This is a genomic window from Planktothrix sp. FACHB-1365, from assembly GCF_014697575.1.
In the GTDB taxonomy this organism is placed as follows: Bacteria; Cyanobacteriota; Cyanobacteriia; order Cyanobacteriales; family Microcoleaceae; genus Planktothrix.
In genome coordinates, this window is the sequence record NZ_JACJSC010000032.1 from 1 (window position 1) to 14,509 (window position 14,509).

A 14,509-nucleotide genomic window follows, 5' to 3' on the forward strand; every position below is an offset into this window, starting at 1 on the left:
ATAAAATTAATATTCTTTCTCTAATTTGAGCATTTTCATTTTCATTCATTTCTTTAAGTAATTTTCTTTTTTGCTCTTTAGACAGATGATTTTTGGCTGGCATTGGGGGTTATATTCCTAAAAATACTTAATCTTTTATTATACAATCAAGCTGCGTAGCAGCTTAAAACAGAATACAGCAGTGATTCTTTCCCCCCTCCTCCTCTTTTCCCCCTCCCCCTTGTCCCCTTGTCCCCTTGTCCCCTTGTCCCCTTGTCCCCTTGTCCCCCTCTCCCCCTGCTTTTGTCCTGATTCCCCTTCCGAGCCTTTGTAGGATCTAGTTAATCCTAAATTTGGGTTTGCAAACAGTCTGGGCTGGTTTATAATGAGGGGTGACACCCCTCATGGGTTAAACCCATCTTTTAAGGGCAACTGATTTAAGGATCTCAGTCTGTTAATCCAGTTGTACTCCCCCAAAAGATAGCAGTTTGACACCAGAACGGTTCAATCAACCCTGTTCTATCAATTATTTGGTTGTGGGTAACTATGAAAAACTTTATGGTAGACGAAGACTTTCCGGCTGTTGATTTTATTCAATCCTTAGAATTAGAAACTCCTATTGATTGCGAATCTAATTCATCTGAACTTGTTGTTTATCCTCAACGAGAAGACCAAAAGATCGATCCAGAATTGACCGTTAAAGCCTCAACCGAAATTCGATTAGCCTTAGAAGAATTAAATTGTTTTGAAGTCGTTGAAAATCAATTTCAACATTGGGGAATTACGTTTCATAATGCGATCGCCTTACAACCCTCTAATCCCGCTTTTGTCTTAAAACCTGCCACAACAGTCATTATGGGTGCACCCAAAGGGGGAGTCTTAGAAATTAACTTTAAATATCCCGTTCAGCAAGTCTCTGGACTGATTACCAGTTCTCGCGCTACCGTTTTATGCGCCTATGATGCCGAAGGTAAAAAAGTAGCAGAAACCCGGATGAATGTCTCTCCTCATCTCAATACCGATTCCCTAAATTTCCCGAATGCTCAATTAGAATTAAGGGAATTAAATATTAACAAAATTATCTTTGAAACCTTTGATGGTCAATTGATTTTACATCATCTTCAGGTGAAATTCTAACCCTTAATTCCTCAAAATCCCTTCGGTGGTTTTCTGGTTCGAGAATTTGTAAGCCTTCTAATAACGCTTCACGCACAAGGGGTTCATTTTCTTGGTATAACATCAGTTGAAAATACTCAACAATATGAGTTTTATTAATGCCTTGAAAGGACTGAAGAGTCGGTAAAGGTTGCCACCGTTGCGCCTCTAATAATAATTGTCGATTTCCTGAACGTTGGGGAGAATGCTGAAAGGAATCAGTGATTTGACGCACAGCAATCAAGCGTTTCAGGGGATTATCTTGAGTTAAATCTCCCAACCATTGGTTCAGTTGAGATTGAACGTTATTATATTTTTGTTGATACCATTGCCACAAAATCAAGCTTAAAATTCCCAAAATCCCTAAATTTTGTCCGATTAGACTTAAAGCCATTTCAGGACTTTCAGCACTTGTCCAAAGGGATAGAGAAAGATAGAAGAAAATACAAGAACTGACCCCACTACCAACTGTCAAGAACAACTGACGCTGAGAAGGTTCCAACCGTCGATACCAGTTCCACCCCTGGAAATTAATCGGAAGTTCCCGCAGATGGTAAACCCAAGCCATTACCCCCACAGCCAAAGCCGTTGAAAATAAAAGTTTACTATTCCACCATCCCCAAATCCCGAAACCTATTAGCAGGAATAACCAAGTTTTCAAGCGTTCAGACCGACGTTGGCGTAACCGCTTCCAAGGTTTAACAAGACGAGTGAATTGCAAGGGGGGTGTCAGGGAAAAATGCTCAGACGGAATAACCGTCCGATTCCTAGAATATAATAGCCTTTGGACTTGATGCAGGACGTGTTGACTCAGAGTGGATAGGCTAATCCGAATTAGCTGAAGATGATCAAGAGTTTTACTGACTTTATCCATACTGAACATCCAAACCAAAGTATTGTATTATGTGATCTCAAATTTGATCTAAAATTAGAGTGGTATTAACGATAGTTTATGTCATTCTGTCGCATCATTTCGGATTGATACAAGATCAACCTCGGTTAAGATAGGATGAATCTTAACTTTGAGGCTTTCAATTAAGTTTTTTTCACCAAAACTTAATCCGAATCAACTTAACCCACTCAACCGTCTAACTCCAACGAGTAATAACACCTATGTCTAATCTACAAAACCAATTCACGGTTCATTTTTGGGGAGTAAGAGGGAGCATCGCGTGTCCGGGTTCGGAGACCGTGCGCTATGGCGGAAATACGCCCTGTATTGAAATGCGAGTGGGTACGGAACGATTGATTTTTGATGGAGGTACGGGGTTACGAGTCTTGGGACAATCCCTCCTCGCTCAAATGCCGGTTACAGCCCATTTATTTTTTACTCATTATCATTGGGATCATATCCAAGGATTTCCCTTTTTTGTTCCGGCTTTTATTAAAATTAATACGTTTTATATCTATGGTACAATTGCTCCCGATGGTTCAACGGTGCAGCATCGTTTAAATGATCAAATGCTCCATCCTAATTTTCCCGTTCCGTTACAAATTATGGGAGCCGACTTAAAATTTGTCGATATTTCGGTGGGTAATTCGATTAATATTAATGATGAAATTACTGTAGAAACAGCGTTATTAAACCATCCCGGTGAGGCGGTGGGGTATCGAGTGAACTGGCGAAACTATTCAGCGGCTTATGTCTCGGATACAGAACATTTTCCTGATCACTTAGATGAAAATGTGTTATTTTTAGCTCGGAATGCTGATGTTTTAATTTACGATGCTACCTACACGGATGAAGAATATCATGCCGAAAAAACCAGTAAGGTAGGTTGGGGACATTCCACTTGGCAAGAAGCTGTTAAAATCGCTAAAGCCGCCAAGGTAAAACGGTTAGTGATTTTTCATCATGATCCCCTTCATAATGATGATTTTATGGATAAAATTGGCGAACAAGTCGCCGAACAGTTCCCCAATAGTTTAATCGCACGGGAAGGATTATCGATTCAGTTAAGTTCTCCCTTGAATGTCATCAATCCTACACAAGTACAAGCCGTTACCCGAAATTTGTAAGGGTTTCACCATATTTTTTAATCCGGGCGATCGCAGAAATCCAAATTATGTCAAAATGTGAAGCGTGTGGATAACATCATCGCTTGATACCGTATTAACGCCCACTGCCATTGCTTTGGGAAACTTTGATGGCTTACATCGTGGCCATCAACAGGTGATTCAGCCGATTTTAAAGCGACACTCACCTTTAGATTCCCGACAACGGACAGAGATGCTTTTAACGAACCCCGTCACCCTGTTGACGTGGGATAGAGGGCTGTTGGATAACAATTTAGAAGAATCTCAACCCTGTTATAGTACAGTGGTCACGTTTCATCCCCATCCTCAAGAATTTTTTACAGGTCAACCCAAAAAGTTACTCACCCCCTTAGATGAAAAAGCGGAATGGTTAAAAAAAATGGGGGTAGAACAATGGGTGTTGTTACCGTTTGATGAACAAATGGCAACCTTAAGTCCGAGGGAATTTGTTGAAAGAATTTTAATTCAAAAATTGCAACCCCGTTGTATTAGTGTAGGATTTGATTTCCACTTTGGAAAAAAGCGAACGGGAACAGTAAAGGATTTAGAAAAAATTGCCGGACATCACGGAATTAAAGTTAAAACAGTTCCTTTATATTTATGTGAAAATGGCGAACGGATTAGCAGTTCAGAAATTCGCACGTCTTTAGAAAAGGGTGCAATTCATCGCGCCAATCAATTATTAGGAAGATCCTATCATTTGGTCGGTTCAGTGGTTCAAGGTCAACAGTTAGGACGAACTATTGGATTTCCGACTGCTAATTTACACATCCCCCCAGAAAAATTCCTCCCTCGGTATGGGGTTTATGCGGTGAAAGTCTCAGAAACAGAAAATAATGCTAATTTGGGGTTGGTAAATCATCCGGCGGTGATGAATATTGGCTGTCGTCCAACGGTCGCAGGTCAAAGCGTCACTGTCGAGGTTCATTTATTAAATTGGTCAGGAGATTTATATGGAAAAACCTTAAAGGTTAGCCTGGAAGAATTCTTGCGACCGGAACAGAAATTTGCCTGTTTAGATGATCTTAAAACTCAAATTAAGGCGGATTGTTTACAAGCCAAGGAGATACTAGACCCAACGTAGAGACGAGCCACGGCGCGTCTCTCTCTCTCTTTCACCCAGGATTATAATTAACACCATTGCATTTTGTCTTACTATCAATAAAAATATCCCATGAAACAAAGAATTGAACATCTAAAACACAATTTAAGCCGGACAATTGTAGGGAAAGAAGATGCCATTCGGTTAACCTTAGTCGCCCTATTAGCGGGAGGTCATGCGTTATTAGAAGATGTACCCGGCGTGGGAAAAACCTTATTAGCAAAATCCCTCGCTCGTTCCATTGCGGGACAATTTCAACGCATTCAATGTACACCGGATTTATTACCCACAGATATCACCGGGACGAATATTTGGAACCCCCGCACGGGAGAGTTTGAATTTCTCCCAGGGCCAATTTTTACTAATATTTTATTAACCGATGAAATTAACCGAGCGACGCCTCGAACTCAGTCCGCCTTATTAGAAGTAATGGAAGAACGACAAGTCACCGTTGATGGAGTTTCTCGGTTAGTTCCTAAACCCTTTTTTGTGATAGCAACTCAAAACCCGATTGAATATCAAGGGACGTTTCCCTTACCGGAAGCGCAAATGGATCGATTTTTATTATCCTTAACATTAGGATATCCCAGCGAAGGGGAAGAATTGCAAATGTTACAACGATTATCAGATGGGGTAACGGTAGATGATTTAGAACCTTGTATTTCTCAGGATGAAGTTTTGGAACTGCAAAATTGGTGTCATCAAGTTAAGATAGAAACCTCCTTACAACAGTATATTCTAAATTTAGTTAGAGCGACAAGAGAATCAGATGAAATCACATTAGGGGTGAGTCCTCGCGGCGCTATTTCTTTACATCGAGCCACACAAGCTTTAGCTTTTTTATTAGGAAGAGATTATGGCACACCCGATGATGTGAAATATCTCGCACCTCATGTCTTATCCCATCGTTTAATTCCAGCCGGAGGAAGACGGTCAAAAACAATTATTGAACAGTTATTAAGGACAATTGCCATACCCTAGTCGTGAGCCCTTCAGGGCTCTTTAGGAAGCACCCATTCGAGTTGTAACTTCTTTAGCCTCCAAGATGCTTATTTCTTGCAGTCCTGTTAGAATAATGAGTGAGGAGCGAATGCTGTAGGAAATAATTTTGTCAGCACCCCGCTCTAAAGAGAGTGGGCTATGCGCGGAGCGCAGGCTTCGCCAACATGCCTCCTCTTTGGATAGCTGACCAGCCTGAGCCTAACGGCTACGTTATCGGCAAGCGTTCAAGAACCCACCAATAGATGCGTAGCTAGTCTGTTGCTCTGGAACTTAAAAGTTAAACAGTTTTACGAGGGGTAAAATAGTGCTTTTGAGGTAGTTACCGACCGATAACATTGGCGTTCGCGTAGCGTGTGCGAAGCACTCAGCTAACATTACCCTAGTAATAGGAGTGGGAGAAATCCCAAAAAAACCGGGAATCGGCAAATCAAAAAATTTTTGTCGGTTCCCAATCCAATATTCACGGGGAATAAATTCCCCTGAGCGGTCACTGAGCCTGTCGAAGTGTCGTGTTTCCTCTCAGGTCTGAAGACGCTGAGTTTCCACACTCTCATCCTACTTTTATGACGATTGTGATTAACCTATCTCCAGAATTAGAAGAACAATTACGTCAGAAAGCGGCCCTTGATGGGCAGGATATCAACGTAGTTGCTGCCAATCTTTTAGCAAACATCCTCAAGTGGGAGGCACAAGATTCGGAGGAAGCCATAAAAGGTATTCAGCAAGGGCTGGATGATTTTGAGGCAGGAAATTCCCGCTCTTTCAATGAATTTGCGGATGAACAGCGTCGTAAGTACAACTTGCCAGCATGACATACCGCATTGAGATTTCAAGTGTAGCGGAAGCAGAGGCTGATAGCGCGTTTCTGCGTTTATCGCAGGTTACATCTGTTGCTCAAGCGAGTCAATGGTATAGCGGACTACTCAAGGTTATTGAATCCTTATCGACGATGCCAAAGCGGTGTAAACTTGCGAGAGAAAATGAGTATTTTAGCCAGGAAATTCGGCAGCTTCTCTATGGGCAAAGCCGTAATTCTTATCGAATCTTATTTACTGTTTTGGAAGAAACATCTACAGTTCGTATTCTTCATATTCGGCATTCCTCGCAACCAGTGATTGGTGAAGCGCCAGACGATTAAGGACAATTGCCATACCCTAGTAGTGAGGCGTTCACGCCTCTTTAAAATGAGTTCAAGCTATCCCCATAGAATTATTGACATCAATCCAGAATTATAGCAACCGCTAGGCGTGGTTAGGACATACAATTTCGGGAGTTTGATGCAGAAGTTTTCCGTATATCGTAACGACACAGGATTAGTAGGTTTGACACTCTCAGGTCTGAAGACGCTGAGTTTTCAAGCTCTCAGACTTATGTTATAATTAGGACTAATACTTTTGACTTAAAGCCTGCTCTAGTAGTCCCTAATGGAGATAAAATTGTGAGTCTTGTCTGGGAGTGCGAGTCCCCACCACTTAGAAAAGATGCAACAGGAGCAATTCGGGTTGGTAACTCAAGGGTTCTGCTGGAACTGGTGATCCGAGGATTTCAGGATGGTGCTTCTCCAGAAACCATTGTGCAAAGATACTCAACACTTTCTCTGTCTGATGTTTACATCACAATTGGTTATTATCTTCGGCATCAGCAAGAAATAGAATCCTATCTGAACGAGCGCGAACAGCTAGCAGAATCCGTTCATCAACGATTTTCAGAAATTCAGCCTGATCTGAGCCTGATTCGATCCAGACTTTTAGCACAACAAACTCCCTAAGCAAAGACGCATAGTAGTGAGTGTTTACCGTTGTTAAGCTATGACTGAACTACTTTGACAAGCGATTGCTCAAATTGAAAAACTTCCACCTGATCAGCAGGATGCGATCGCTGCTCGATTTTTGGCAGAATTGCAAGACGAGCAAAAATGGGAAAATCGTTTCGCTACCACGACAGACGATCAATGGGATCAGATGGCGGCAATGGTGCGTCAGGAGATAGGGGAAGGTGAAACCGTTCCACTTGATAAAATTTTTCCCAGACAAAAATGAAATCAAGTGTCACAAAGTCATTGTATAGTTAGATTATATCTCACTCATTGCTGGGCATACTTTGAGTAAATCATTATCTCATTAGCTAGATTTTCTTATGAAAGAACTTTTTCCTGGTTACTTCAGACGTACCGAAGAAGAATGGAAGACCCTATGGGATGGAGCAACTATTGTTTTAGATACAAATTTTTTATTAGATCTTTACCGATATTCTGAAGGAACCCGAAGCGAAATCCTTGAACTTCTGTCCTCTATTCAAGATAGATTGTTCATTCCTTACCAAGTAGCCTATGAATTCATGAAAAATAGACTAGGGGTTATTGTAGAGCAAGGACGAGCGTATGAGCAAGCAATTTCAACCCTCAGAAACATTGATAATGACTTCAATAATAATAAAAGACACCCATTTATTACACCCTCTCTTCTTCAAAAACTTAATGAGCTAATTACGAATTTAGTTGATAATTTAGCGGTTGGGAAAGATTTATTTGATGAATTATTGACGAGAGATACAATTCTGGATGACATCAGTAATTTGTTTAAAGATAAAATTGGGAATCAATTTGAAGCAGAAGACCTTGAAAAGCTTTATATAGATGGTGAAGAACGATATAAACGTTCTTTTCCCCCAGGCTACAAGGATAATGCTAAACCTGTACCTGACAAATTCGGCGATCTCATAATTTGGAAAGAGATAATAGCTTTAGCCCAGGATAAAAAATGCCCAATTTTATTTATTACAAGTGACTCTTCAGAAGATTGGTGGTGGATTTTTCATGGAAAAACAATAGGCCCAAGACATGAACTTGTCAAAGAAATCAGATCTGAGGCAAATGTTGATTTCCATATCTACTTACCAGATAGTTTCATTCAACATTCTGCCAAATATTTAGAAAGCTCAGTAGAGCAACAAGTGCTTGACGAGATAAAAGAGATTAGTAAACAGCCAAAGGAAGTGCTAGTTAGCTCTGTCACTACTTCTGAGTTTGATGACGATTTGGGAGATGAAATTTCTGAAGAAAACTTCTCAATTTTTCCCGAAGCCAATTTCTCCGAATCAGATCGGATTCAACCTTCTCTTATGAATCCTTCTCTTGAAGATGCTAGAAGGTTAATGATTCGAGCAATGAGGATTTTTATTAATGAAAATAAGAAAAATATAGTACCTAAAGCAGGTTTGAAGACTTTAATGAAGAGGTTAGATCCAACATTCGATGAGAGCAATTATGATTTTGCCTCGTTCACGTTGTTTCTGGGCAATTTTCCTAATGACATAATTACCTTAGATAATTACTCAGGAGGACACGTGGCTTTATTTAACCGATTGCATAACGAGTAAATTGGCGTTTAAAAGGGGAATGAAAACCCAGAATAATATCGGAAGTCGGGACACCCATTTCAACTAATCTCTCGGCAACGGAGTCTTCTGTCCCGTTATATTGAATCCAAATTTTGCCATCTTCAATATCAAAGTGCACCTTTAATAACTGGAGGTTATTGTCGCCCATAAGCAGGTATATAAGAGCAAGAGGTAAACTATAGATTGAAAGCTGGCGGTGAAAACTTATGAAGTTGACTGTGAAACTTGACCGTGACGAAGATGGGGTTTGGATTGTAGAATGCCCTAGTATTCCTGGTTGTATCAGCCAAGGTCAAACTAGGGAAGAAGCTCTCCAAAATATCAGGGATGCTATTACCGCCTGCCTTCAAGTTCGCGCAGAGCGTGGGCTACCGCTTACGATTGAAACTCCCCAAGTAAAGGTGAATAATGAATGCACAACTGATGATTCAACCCTCCTCTTTTATTGATGCTGGAATTCAAATCAAGCCAGTTCGAGGATTGTTCTTATTCAAATTTAGCGAAGATCTGCAAGAGCGACTAGAGAGTCTGAACGAGAAACAGCGAGAGTCGCAGTTGACACGCGATGAAGTAGTAGAGTTGACTGGAATTTTGGAACTCGACCGAATTTTCACGCTGCTCAATGCAAAAATTATTGCTGAGTCTATGTAGGTATGGCGATTTCAAAAAAGATTCGGCAACAAGTTCGAGAACGGGCTAAGTATTTGTGTGAATACTGTCACTCTTCCGAAGAAGCCAGTGCAGCCCGGTTTGAAATTGATCACATCCAGCCGCAATCGCGTGGAGGAGCAAATACATTTGAAAATTTGGCTTTGGCTTGTCAGCGATGTAATAGCTACCGTTACAACTTTACAGAAGGAACTGACCCAGAATCTCAAGTTTCTACTCATTTGTTTAACCCACGACTGGATCAGTGGAATGAGCATTTTGTTTGGGAGAAGGGCGGTCTGGTGATTCGAGGCAAGACTTCAATTGGACGTGCAACGTGTGATCGCTTAGATTTGAACGACCAAGAGCATAATGAGGGGGCAATTGTTAAAGCACGTCGTCTTTGGATTCATGGCGGTTGGCATCCACCATCCGATGATGCTATTGAATCTTAACTCAGATAGAAGGGCGGTTGCAGCGACATAACACTGCGTTGGTGCGGACGGTACAAAGGTTATTGGTCGGTATTCGAGCTTATCTACCGCCGCTGATCTCTGCCGTTATCTCCCATCCTAAACTACACTAACTCAATGGAGTTGCAAGTTCATCCTTGAGAAAATCAATAAAGCATCTTAACTTGGGGGGTAAAAATCTTCTTCTTGAATCTAAATTTAACCGATTGCATAACGAGTAAATTGGCGTTTGAAAGGGGAATGAAAACCCAGAATAATATCGGAAGTCGGTACACCCATTTCAACTAATCTCTCGGCAACGGAGTCTTCTGTCCCGTTATATTGAATCCAAATTTTGCCCTCTTGAATATCAAAGTGCATTACAGGGCCAAATACTCGCTTATCTCCTTGCCAACCGACATAGGCGAGTTGATAATGGTCATGTTCACTATCAAATATTAATTCTGCCTTTACCGTATCCGTAGTCATTGCAATCTGAGCGTGTTCGGTCAAAATTTGTTTAATATATTGGCGATAATATTCTACTTTATCCATTGCTTAATTTCCTCCAATTTGGGATTGTAAATTATCAACCTGACTTGATAACGTCTCAAAGCACGTTGGATGAAAGCAAGTTGAAAAAAATCTTCATAAGTTTCAGAAGGAATTGCTAAATAAACAATCCGCTCAGGTTCTTGTTCTTCAAGAGCCTGACAATAGTTAAGATATTGCCCCAAGGCCGTATGAAAGGCACTAATATCAGAATCTCCAATAAAGCTTTTAATTTCTACAGCAATTTTTTCAGAATCTCGTTCTGCGCCGATGGCACTTTCTGCCGCTAAATCAATTTGTAATTTAACAGCTTCACTAATACGAATCGTTAAAGGGTCATGAGTAATATTCCATCCATCTTTGATCAAGGCATTTCTAACCTGTTGATGGAAAATATCTTTAGCCATTGTGGATGCTGTCATCCTGATCAAGATTAACTTTAGTTTATCATAAAATCCCCGGAAAGTCTATTTATGTAGCAATACCCTAATTGGGGAGGCGTGAACGCCTCTTTAAGATGTGCTAAAGCGCAACAACTTCTACTGTAGTGAGCCCTGAAGGGCTCTATTGTTTGCCTTGGCATAGCAAAATCGGGGCTAAATGTGTTAGGGTTAAGTTATATTTTTATCAAAATTATTTGACAAAACGTCAAATAGGAAAACATTAAGAAATTCCAGTGAAACTAAGTTTAAAAACTCGAATCAAGTTAAATTACTCATCGATGAACTGATCGAGATAAACATGGAATTTTTGTCCGATACTGTGGTTTTGTCACGGATTCAATTTGCCTTGACTGCAATTTTCCATATGCTATGGCCAGTGCTAACAACTGGAATGGCAATTTATTTAGTCATTGTTGAAGGCTTATGGCTAAAAACTCGCAATCGAGACTATTATTATCATGCTCGATTTTGGTCAAAACTCTATGTGCTTAACTTTGGAATTGGCGTAGCATCCGGCTTACCAATGGAATTTCAATTTGGCACAAACTGGGCGCCCTTTTCAGAAGCCGTCGGAGATTTTTTTGGTAGTATTTTAGGCTTTGAAGGCTCGATGGCGTTCATGCTAGAAGCCGGATTTTTAGGAATTATGCTATTTGGCTGGGAACGAGTTAATCCCCGGATTCATTACCTAGCAACTATCATGGTCGCATTTGGGGCGAATCTTTCTACCTTCTGGATTTTAACCGCTAATTCCTGGTTACAAACGCCATCGGGGACAGAATTAATTAATGGAAAATTTATCGTTAATGACTACTTTCAAGCCATTCTAAATCCGTTTATGGCGAAAAGTTTTCTCCATATGTTTTTCGCCACCCTAGAAACCTCCCTATTTGTAATTGGTGGAATTAGTGCTTGGTATATTCTGAATCAACGTCATCCTGCTTTTTTTGCTAAGTCTTTCAAAATTGTCTTAGCGGCGACGATTGCAGTCACTCCCCTACAAATTTATATTGGGCATTTAAGTGCTGAACAAGTCTATCATTATCAACCGACTAAATTAGCAGCAATAGAAGCAAAATGGGAAACGACTCCCGCCGGAGAAACTGCTGATTGGACGCTGTTAGCCTTCCCGAATGAAAAAGCCCAAAAAAATGATTGGGAATTGTCAATCCCCAACGGTTTAGGATATGTATTAGAGTTTAAAAAACAACTCTCTGAACCCGTTTTAGGATTAAAAGCTTGGAAACCTGAAGACCGTCCTCGGATGGTGGGATTGATTTATTATGCCTTTCGGATTATGAGTGGAATTGGTTTCTTTTTAGCAGGTTTAATGCTAGTCAGTGTATTTCAATGGTGGCGAGGAAAATTATCAGCTTCAGAAATTTCTCAACAACGTTGGTTATTACGCGCTTGGTTGTTCGCCGCACCTTTGGGATATATTGCAGTTGAATCCGGTTGGATTGTGCGTTGTGTGGGACGACAACCCTGGACAGTTTATGGACAAGTTCGCACCGTTGATGCAGCGTCTCATTTACCACCAGGAGAGGTTTTAGGCTCGTTATTAGTATTTACAACAATTTACACAATTTTATTGATTTCTGCCCTCTATTTTGGGAGCAAAATTATTCGCCAAGGGCCGAATTTACAACTCTCAATTCCTGGGGAAGAAAAACAGGCATTAGAGACAACTCCAGCGACCCATATCCCTGATAGTCGCCCCTTAGAAACTCAACAATAGGAGAATTATGGACAGTTTAACGCATTTTTTGGATCAGGTTTGGTTTGTAATTCTAGCTTTGTTTCTACTTTTATATGTAATGTTAGATGGGTTTGATTTAGGGGTAGGAATTTTATCTCTCACCAGTTCTGATGAACAACGTCGCAGTATTTTGATGACCAGTTTGGGCAATGTTTGGGATGCCAATGAAACTTGGTTAGTGTTAATGGGGGGTGCTTTATTTGGGGCGTTTCCTTTAGCTTATGCTACTATCCTCAATGCTCTTTATATTCCCATTTTTGGGATGATTTTTGGATTGATTTTTCGGGCGGTGGCTTTTGAGTTTCGAGAACACGCAGACAACAAATTACTCTGGAATTTTGCTTTTGGGGCGGGGAGTTTTTTGGCTGCACTTTCTCAGGGATTGGCATTAGGAGGAGTTTTACAAGGGATTGCGGTAGATGAGCTTGGACATTTTACTGGGGGAATGTGGGATTGGTTAGATTGGCGATCGCTATTGGTGGCATTAACTTTAATTCAAGGTTATGTTTTAATTGGCTCTACCTATTTAATCATGAAGACTGAGGGAGAGTTGCAAATAATCCATTATCGCACCGCTAAACTGGCAGCTTTAACAACATTAGTCGGTGCAATTTTAATCACGATTACAACGCCTTTTGTTTCTGAAAATATCCGAATTAAGTTGTTTCATGAGCCAGAAATTTATGTGTTTGCGGTGATTCCGATTTTGGGTCTTCTTTTTGTGGGGTTGCTATTAAAAAGTCTGAAGCAACGGGAGGAAACAACACCTTTTATTTGGACTATTTTAATCTTTTTAATCACGTTTATCGGCTTAGGATTAATAGTTTTTCCCTATATTATTCCTCCTTCGATCACCATTTATCAAGCCGCTGCTTCCCCTAGCGCGTTAGTGTTCATGATCACTTTTATTGGTTTTCTAATTCCGATTATGTTGTTTTACAATATCTATAACTATGTTGTGTTTAGAGGTAAGGTGATTGAATCGTAGTGAGCCCTTCAGGGTTCTTTAACATGGGTTCAAGCGCAACAACAAATTATCCCCATAGGATTATCGACATCAATCCAGAATTATAGCAACCGCTTTAGTGGTTAGGACATACAATTTCGGGGGTTTTATGTAGAAAGTTTCCGTATATTGTTCCGATCAAGTATGTTATGCAGAAAGTTTCCGTATAATGTATAGTTAGCCATCTTCGCCTATACCCGATTATGATTAGGATGAATTGTGAAGCATAGATACGTTTGGCACAAACCAGATCATGAGAAGTTGACTGGCTAACAACCGCGCTGCACCTTGAATCTAAATTTAACCCATTGCATAACGAGTAAATTGGTGTTTAAAAGGGGAATGAAAACCTAGAATAATATCGGAAGTCGGTACACCCATTTCAACTAATCTCTCGGCAACACTTCATCAAGACTTTGGTTACAATAAAGACGCATAGTAGTGAGTATTTACCGTTGTTAAGCTATGACTGAACTACTTCGACAAGCGATTGCTCAAATTGAAAAACTTCCACCCGATCAGCAGGATGCGATCGCTGCTCGATTTTTAGCAGAATTGCAAGACGAGCAAAAATGGGAAAATCGTTTCGCTGCCACGACAGACGATCAATGGGATCAGATGGCGGCAATGGTGCGTCAGGAGATAGCGGAAGGTGAAACCGTTCCACTTGATAAAATTTTTCCCAGACAACAATGAAATCAAGTGTCACAAAGTCATTTCGCAAGCGTTTGAACGAGCTTCCTATATCAGTTCAAGAGCAAGCCGCTAAAGCCTACGCTCTTTGGCAGGAAGACCCTTATCATCCGAGTCTTCAGTTCAAACGAGTCAATCAGAAGCAACCGATTTATTCTGCTCGTGTCAGCATTAACTACCGTGTTCTGGGTTTGTTGGAATCCGACCATATCTACTGGTACTGGATTGGCACACATGATGAGTACGATGAATTCCTGAAACGGATGTAGTTTGAGGCGATCA

The 14,509-nt window shown here is 40.6% G+C and carries 20 protein-coding genes and 1 pseudogene; 16 read left to right on the forward strand and 5 right to left on the reverse strand.

Annotation, left to right across the window (positions count from 1 at the left end; translation table 11 throughout):
- The first annotated feature begins 525 nt into the window (after nt 1-525).
- Nucleotides 526-1,116 (forward strand): hypothetical protein, encoded by a 591-nt coding sequence (locus tag H6G57_RS24030; protein WP_190523261.1) that lies wholly within the window; start codon nt 526-528, stop codon nt 1,114-1,116.
- Here the strand turns inward: H6G57_RS24030 and H6G57_RS24035 are convergent.
- Entirely contained in the window at nt 1,058-2,008 is a 951-nt protein-coding gene (locus tag H6G57_RS24035) for a hypothetical protein (RefSeq protein WP_190523262.1), read from the reverse strand. The genes H6G57_RS24030 and H6G57_RS24035 overlap by 59 nt on opposite strands.
- Before the next feature lie 239 nt (nt 2,009-2,247).
- On the opposite strand from H6G57_RS24035, the gene H6G57_RS24040 reads away from it, so the two are divergent.
- The 8 genes from H6G57_RS24040 to H6G57_RS24075 all read left to right on the forward strand — a co-directional run bounded on the left by H6G57_RS24040 (nt 2,248) and on the right by H6G57_RS24075 (nt 8,653).
- Entirely contained in the window at nt 2,248-3,153 is a 906-nt protein-coding gene (locus tag H6G57_RS24040; RefSeq protein ID WP_190523264.1) for an MBL fold metallo-hydrolase, read from the forward strand.
- Nucleotides 3,154-3,217: 64 nt separating this feature from the next.
- Nucleotides 3,218-4,255, forward strand: coding sequence for a bifunctional riboflavin kinase/FAD synthetase (locus H6G57_RS24045; protein ID WP_190523267.1), 1,038 nt, complete (start codon nt 3,218-3,220; stop codon nt 4,253-4,255).
- A gap of 90 nt (nt 4,256-4,345) precedes the next feature.
- Complete coding sequence (locus H6G57_RS24050; RefSeq protein WP_190523268.1) at nt 4,346-5,254, forward strand: MoxR family ATPase; 909 nt, start codon at nt 4,346-4,348, stop codon at nt 5,252-5,254.
- Nucleotides 5,255-5,838: 584 nt separating this feature from the next.
- Nucleotides 5,839-6,087, forward strand: coding sequence for a hypothetical protein (locus H6G57_RS24055; RefSeq protein ID WP_190523270.1), 249 nt, complete (start codon nt 5,839-5,841; stop codon nt 6,085-6,087).
- The gene (locus H6G57_RS24060) at nt 6,084-6,413 is read left to right on the forward strand and encodes a type II toxin-antitoxin system RelE/ParE family toxin (protein WP_083617450.1); all 330 of its coding nucleotides are present in this window, start codon (nt 6,084-6,086) and stop codon (nt 6,411-6,413) included. Before H6G57_RS24055 ends, H6G57_RS24060 begins: the two co-directional genes overlap by 4 nt.
- A 300-nt stretch (nt 6,414-6,713) precedes the next feature.
- A complete protein-coding gene (locus tag H6G57_RS24065; RefSeq protein ID WP_190523272.1) occupies nt 6,714-7,043 on the forward strand; it encodes a DUF433 domain-containing protein in 330 nt (109 codons plus the stop codon).
- Between the two features lie 121 nt (nt 7,044-7,164).
- Nucleotides 7,165-7,314: a hypothetical protein gene (locus H6G57_RS29205; protein WP_242049078.1), complete on the forward strand. Its 150-nt coding sequence runs from the start codon at nt 7,165-7,167 to the stop codon at nt 7,312-7,314.
- A 97-nt stretch (nt 7,315-7,411) separates the two neighbouring features.
- Nucleotides 7,412-8,653: a PIN domain-containing protein gene (locus H6G57_RS24075; protein WP_190523274.1), complete on the forward strand. Its 1,242-nt coding sequence runs from the start codon at nt 7,412-7,414 to the stop codon at nt 8,651-8,653.
- Here H6G57_RS24075 and H6G57_RS24080 read toward each other — a convergent pair.
- On the reverse strand, nt 8,631-8,822 hold the full coding sequence (locus tag H6G57_RS24080; protein WP_309236031.1) for an element excision factor XisI family protein: 192 nt from the start codon (nt 8,820-8,822) through the stop codon (nt 8,631-8,633). The genes H6G57_RS24075 and H6G57_RS24080 overlap by 23 nt on opposite strands.
- 58 nt (nt 8,823-8,880) lie before the next feature.
- On the opposite strand from H6G57_RS24080, the gene H6G57_RS24085 reads away from it, so the two are divergent.
- Genes H6G57_RS24085 through H6G57_RS24095 form a run of 3 tightly spaced genes read left to right on the forward strand, consistent with a single transcriptional unit; the run spans nt 8,881 to nt 9,777 of the window.
- On the forward strand, nt 8,881-9,123 hold the full coding sequence (locus tag H6G57_RS24085; protein ID WP_190523276.1) for a type II toxin-antitoxin system HicB family antitoxin: 243 nt from the start codon (nt 8,881-8,883) through the stop codon (nt 9,121-9,123).
- Nucleotides 9,083-9,325, forward strand: coding sequence for a hypothetical protein (locus H6G57_RS24090; RefSeq protein ID WP_190523277.1), 243 nt, complete (start codon nt 9,083-9,085; stop codon nt 9,323-9,325). Before H6G57_RS24085 ends, H6G57_RS24090 begins: the two co-directional genes overlap by 41 nt.
- A gap of 2 nt (nt 9,326-9,327) precedes the next feature.
- Nucleotides 9,328-9,777, forward strand: coding sequence for an HNH endonuclease (locus tag H6G57_RS24095; RefSeq protein ID WP_190523278.1), 450 nt, complete (start codon nt 9,328-9,330; stop codon nt 9,775-9,777).
- A gap of 216 nt (nt 9,778-9,993) precedes the next feature.
- Here the strand turns inward: H6G57_RS24095 and H6G57_RS24100 are convergent, their stop codons facing one another.
- Both H6G57_RS24100 and H6G57_RS24105 read right to left on the reverse strand, forming a co-directional pair.
- On the reverse strand, nt 9,994-10,329 hold the full coding sequence (locus H6G57_RS24100) for a XisI protein (RefSeq protein WP_190523279.1): 336 nt from the start codon (nt 10,327-10,329) through the stop codon (nt 9,994-9,996).
- The gene (locus H6G57_RS24105) at nt 10,317-10,733 is read right to left on the reverse strand and encodes a XisH family protein (protein WP_190523355.1); all 417 of its coding nucleotides are present in this window, start codon (nt 10,731-10,733) and stop codon (nt 10,317-10,319) included. The genes H6G57_RS24100 and H6G57_RS24105 overlap by 13 nt, the downstream gene beginning before the upstream one ends.
- A gap of 334 nt (nt 10,734-11,067) precedes the next feature.
- Between H6G57_RS24105 and H6G57_RS24110 the strand changes: the two genes are divergently transcribed.
- Nucleotides 11,068-12,507 (forward strand): cytochrome ubiquinol oxidase subunit I, encoded by a 1,440-nt coding sequence (locus H6G57_RS24110; RefSeq protein ID WP_190523280.1) that lies wholly within the window; start codon nt 11,068-11,070, stop codon nt 12,505-12,507.
- Nucleotides 12,508-12,514: 7 nt separating this feature from the next.
- Nucleotides 12,515-13,516 (forward strand): cytochrome d ubiquinol oxidase subunit II, encoded by a 1,002-nt coding sequence (cydB, locus tag H6G57_RS24115; protein ID WP_190523281.1) that lies wholly within the window; start codon nt 12,515-12,517, stop codon nt 13,514-13,516.
- Nucleotides 13,517-13,834: 318 nt separating this feature from the next.
- Here the strand turns inward: cydB and H6G57_RS24120 are convergent.
- Nucleotides 13,835-13,924 (reverse strand): annotated as a pseudogene (locus tag H6G57_RS24120) (element excision factor XisI family protein); the annotation flags it as partial.
- Between the two features lie 75 nt (nt 13,925-13,999).
- Here H6G57_RS24120 and H6G57_RS24125 point away from each other — a divergent pair.
- Nucleotides 14,000-14,230, forward strand: coding sequence for a hypothetical protein (locus tag H6G57_RS24125; protein ID WP_190523282.1), 231 nt, complete (start codon nt 14,000-14,002; stop codon nt 14,228-14,230).
- Nucleotides 14,227-14,496: a type II toxin-antitoxin system RelE/ParE family toxin gene (locus H6G57_RS24130; protein ID WP_190523283.1), complete on the forward strand. Its 270-nt coding sequence runs from the start codon at nt 14,227-14,229 to the stop codon at nt 14,494-14,496. The genes H6G57_RS24125 and H6G57_RS24130 overlap by 4 nt, the downstream gene beginning before the upstream one ends.
- Nucleotides 14,497-14,509 lie beyond the last annotated feature (13 nt).

Excerpts from the sequence above, each read along its gene's own strand:
- H6G57_RS24030 (WP_190523261.1), top strand. The coding sequence starts at position 526 with ATGAAAAACTTTATGGTAGACGAAGACTTTCCGGCTGTTGATTTTATT.
- H6G57_RS24035 (WP_190523262.1), bottom strand. The coding sequence starts at position 2,008 with ATGGATAAAGTCAGTAAAACTCTTGATCATCTTCAGCTAATTCGGATT.
- H6G57_RS24040 (WP_190523264.1), top strand. The coding sequence starts at position 2,248 with ATGTCTAATCTACAAAACCAATTCACGGTTCATTTTTGGGGAGTAAGA.
- H6G57_RS24050 (WP_190523268.1), top strand. The coding sequence starts at position 4,346 with ATGAAACAAAGAATTGAACATCTAAAACACAATTTAAGCCGGACAATT.
- H6G57_RS24055 (WP_190523270.1), top strand. The coding sequence starts at position 5,839 with ATGACGATTGTGATTAACCTATCTCCAGAATTAGAAGAACAATTACGT.
- H6G57_RS24060 (WP_083617450.1), top strand. The coding sequence starts at position 6,084 with ATGACATACCGCATTGAGATTTCAAGTGTAGCGGAAGCAGAGGCTGAT.
- H6G57_RS24075 (WP_190523274.1), top strand. The coding sequence starts at position 7,412 with ATGAAAGAACTTTTTCCTGGTTACTTCAGACGTACCGAAGAAGAATGG.
- H6G57_RS24080 (WP_309236031.1), bottom strand. The coding sequence starts at position 8,822 with ATGGGCGACAATAACCTCCAGTTATTAAAGGTGCACTTTGATATTGAA.
- H6G57_RS24085 (WP_190523276.1), top strand. The coding sequence starts at position 8,881 with ATGAAGTTGACTGTGAAACTTGACCGTGACGAAGATGGGGTTTGGATT.
- H6G57_RS24090 (WP_190523277.1), top strand. The coding sequence starts at position 9,083 with ATGAATGCACAACTGATGATTCAACCCTCCTCTTTTATTGATGCTGGA.
- H6G57_RS24095 (WP_190523278.1), top strand. The coding sequence starts at position 9,328 with ATGGCGATTTCAAAAAAGATTCGGCAACAAGTTCGAGAACGGGCTAAG.
- H6G57_RS24100 (WP_190523279.1), bottom strand. The coding sequence starts at position 10,329 with ATGGATAAAGTAGAATATTATCGCCAATATATTAAACAAATTTTGACC.
- H6G57_RS24105 (WP_190523355.1), bottom strand. The coding sequence starts at position 10,733 with ATGGCTAAAGATATTTTCCATCAACAGGTTAGAAATGCCTTGATCAAA.
- H6G57_RS24110 (WP_190523280.1), top strand. The coding sequence starts at position 11,068 with ATGGAATTTTTGTCCGATACTGTGGTTTTGTCACGGATTCAATTTGCC.
- cydB (WP_190523281.1), top strand. The coding sequence starts at position 12,515 with ATGGACAGTTTAACGCATTTTTTGGATCAGGTTTGGTTTGTAATTCTA.
- H6G57_RS24125 (WP_190523282.1), top strand. The coding sequence starts at position 14,000 with ATGACTGAACTACTTCGACAAGCGATTGCTCAAATTGAAAAACTTCCA.
- H6G57_RS24130 (WP_190523283.1), top strand. The coding sequence starts at position 14,227 with ATGAAATCAAGTGTCACAAAGTCATTTCGCAAGCGTTTGAACGAGCTT.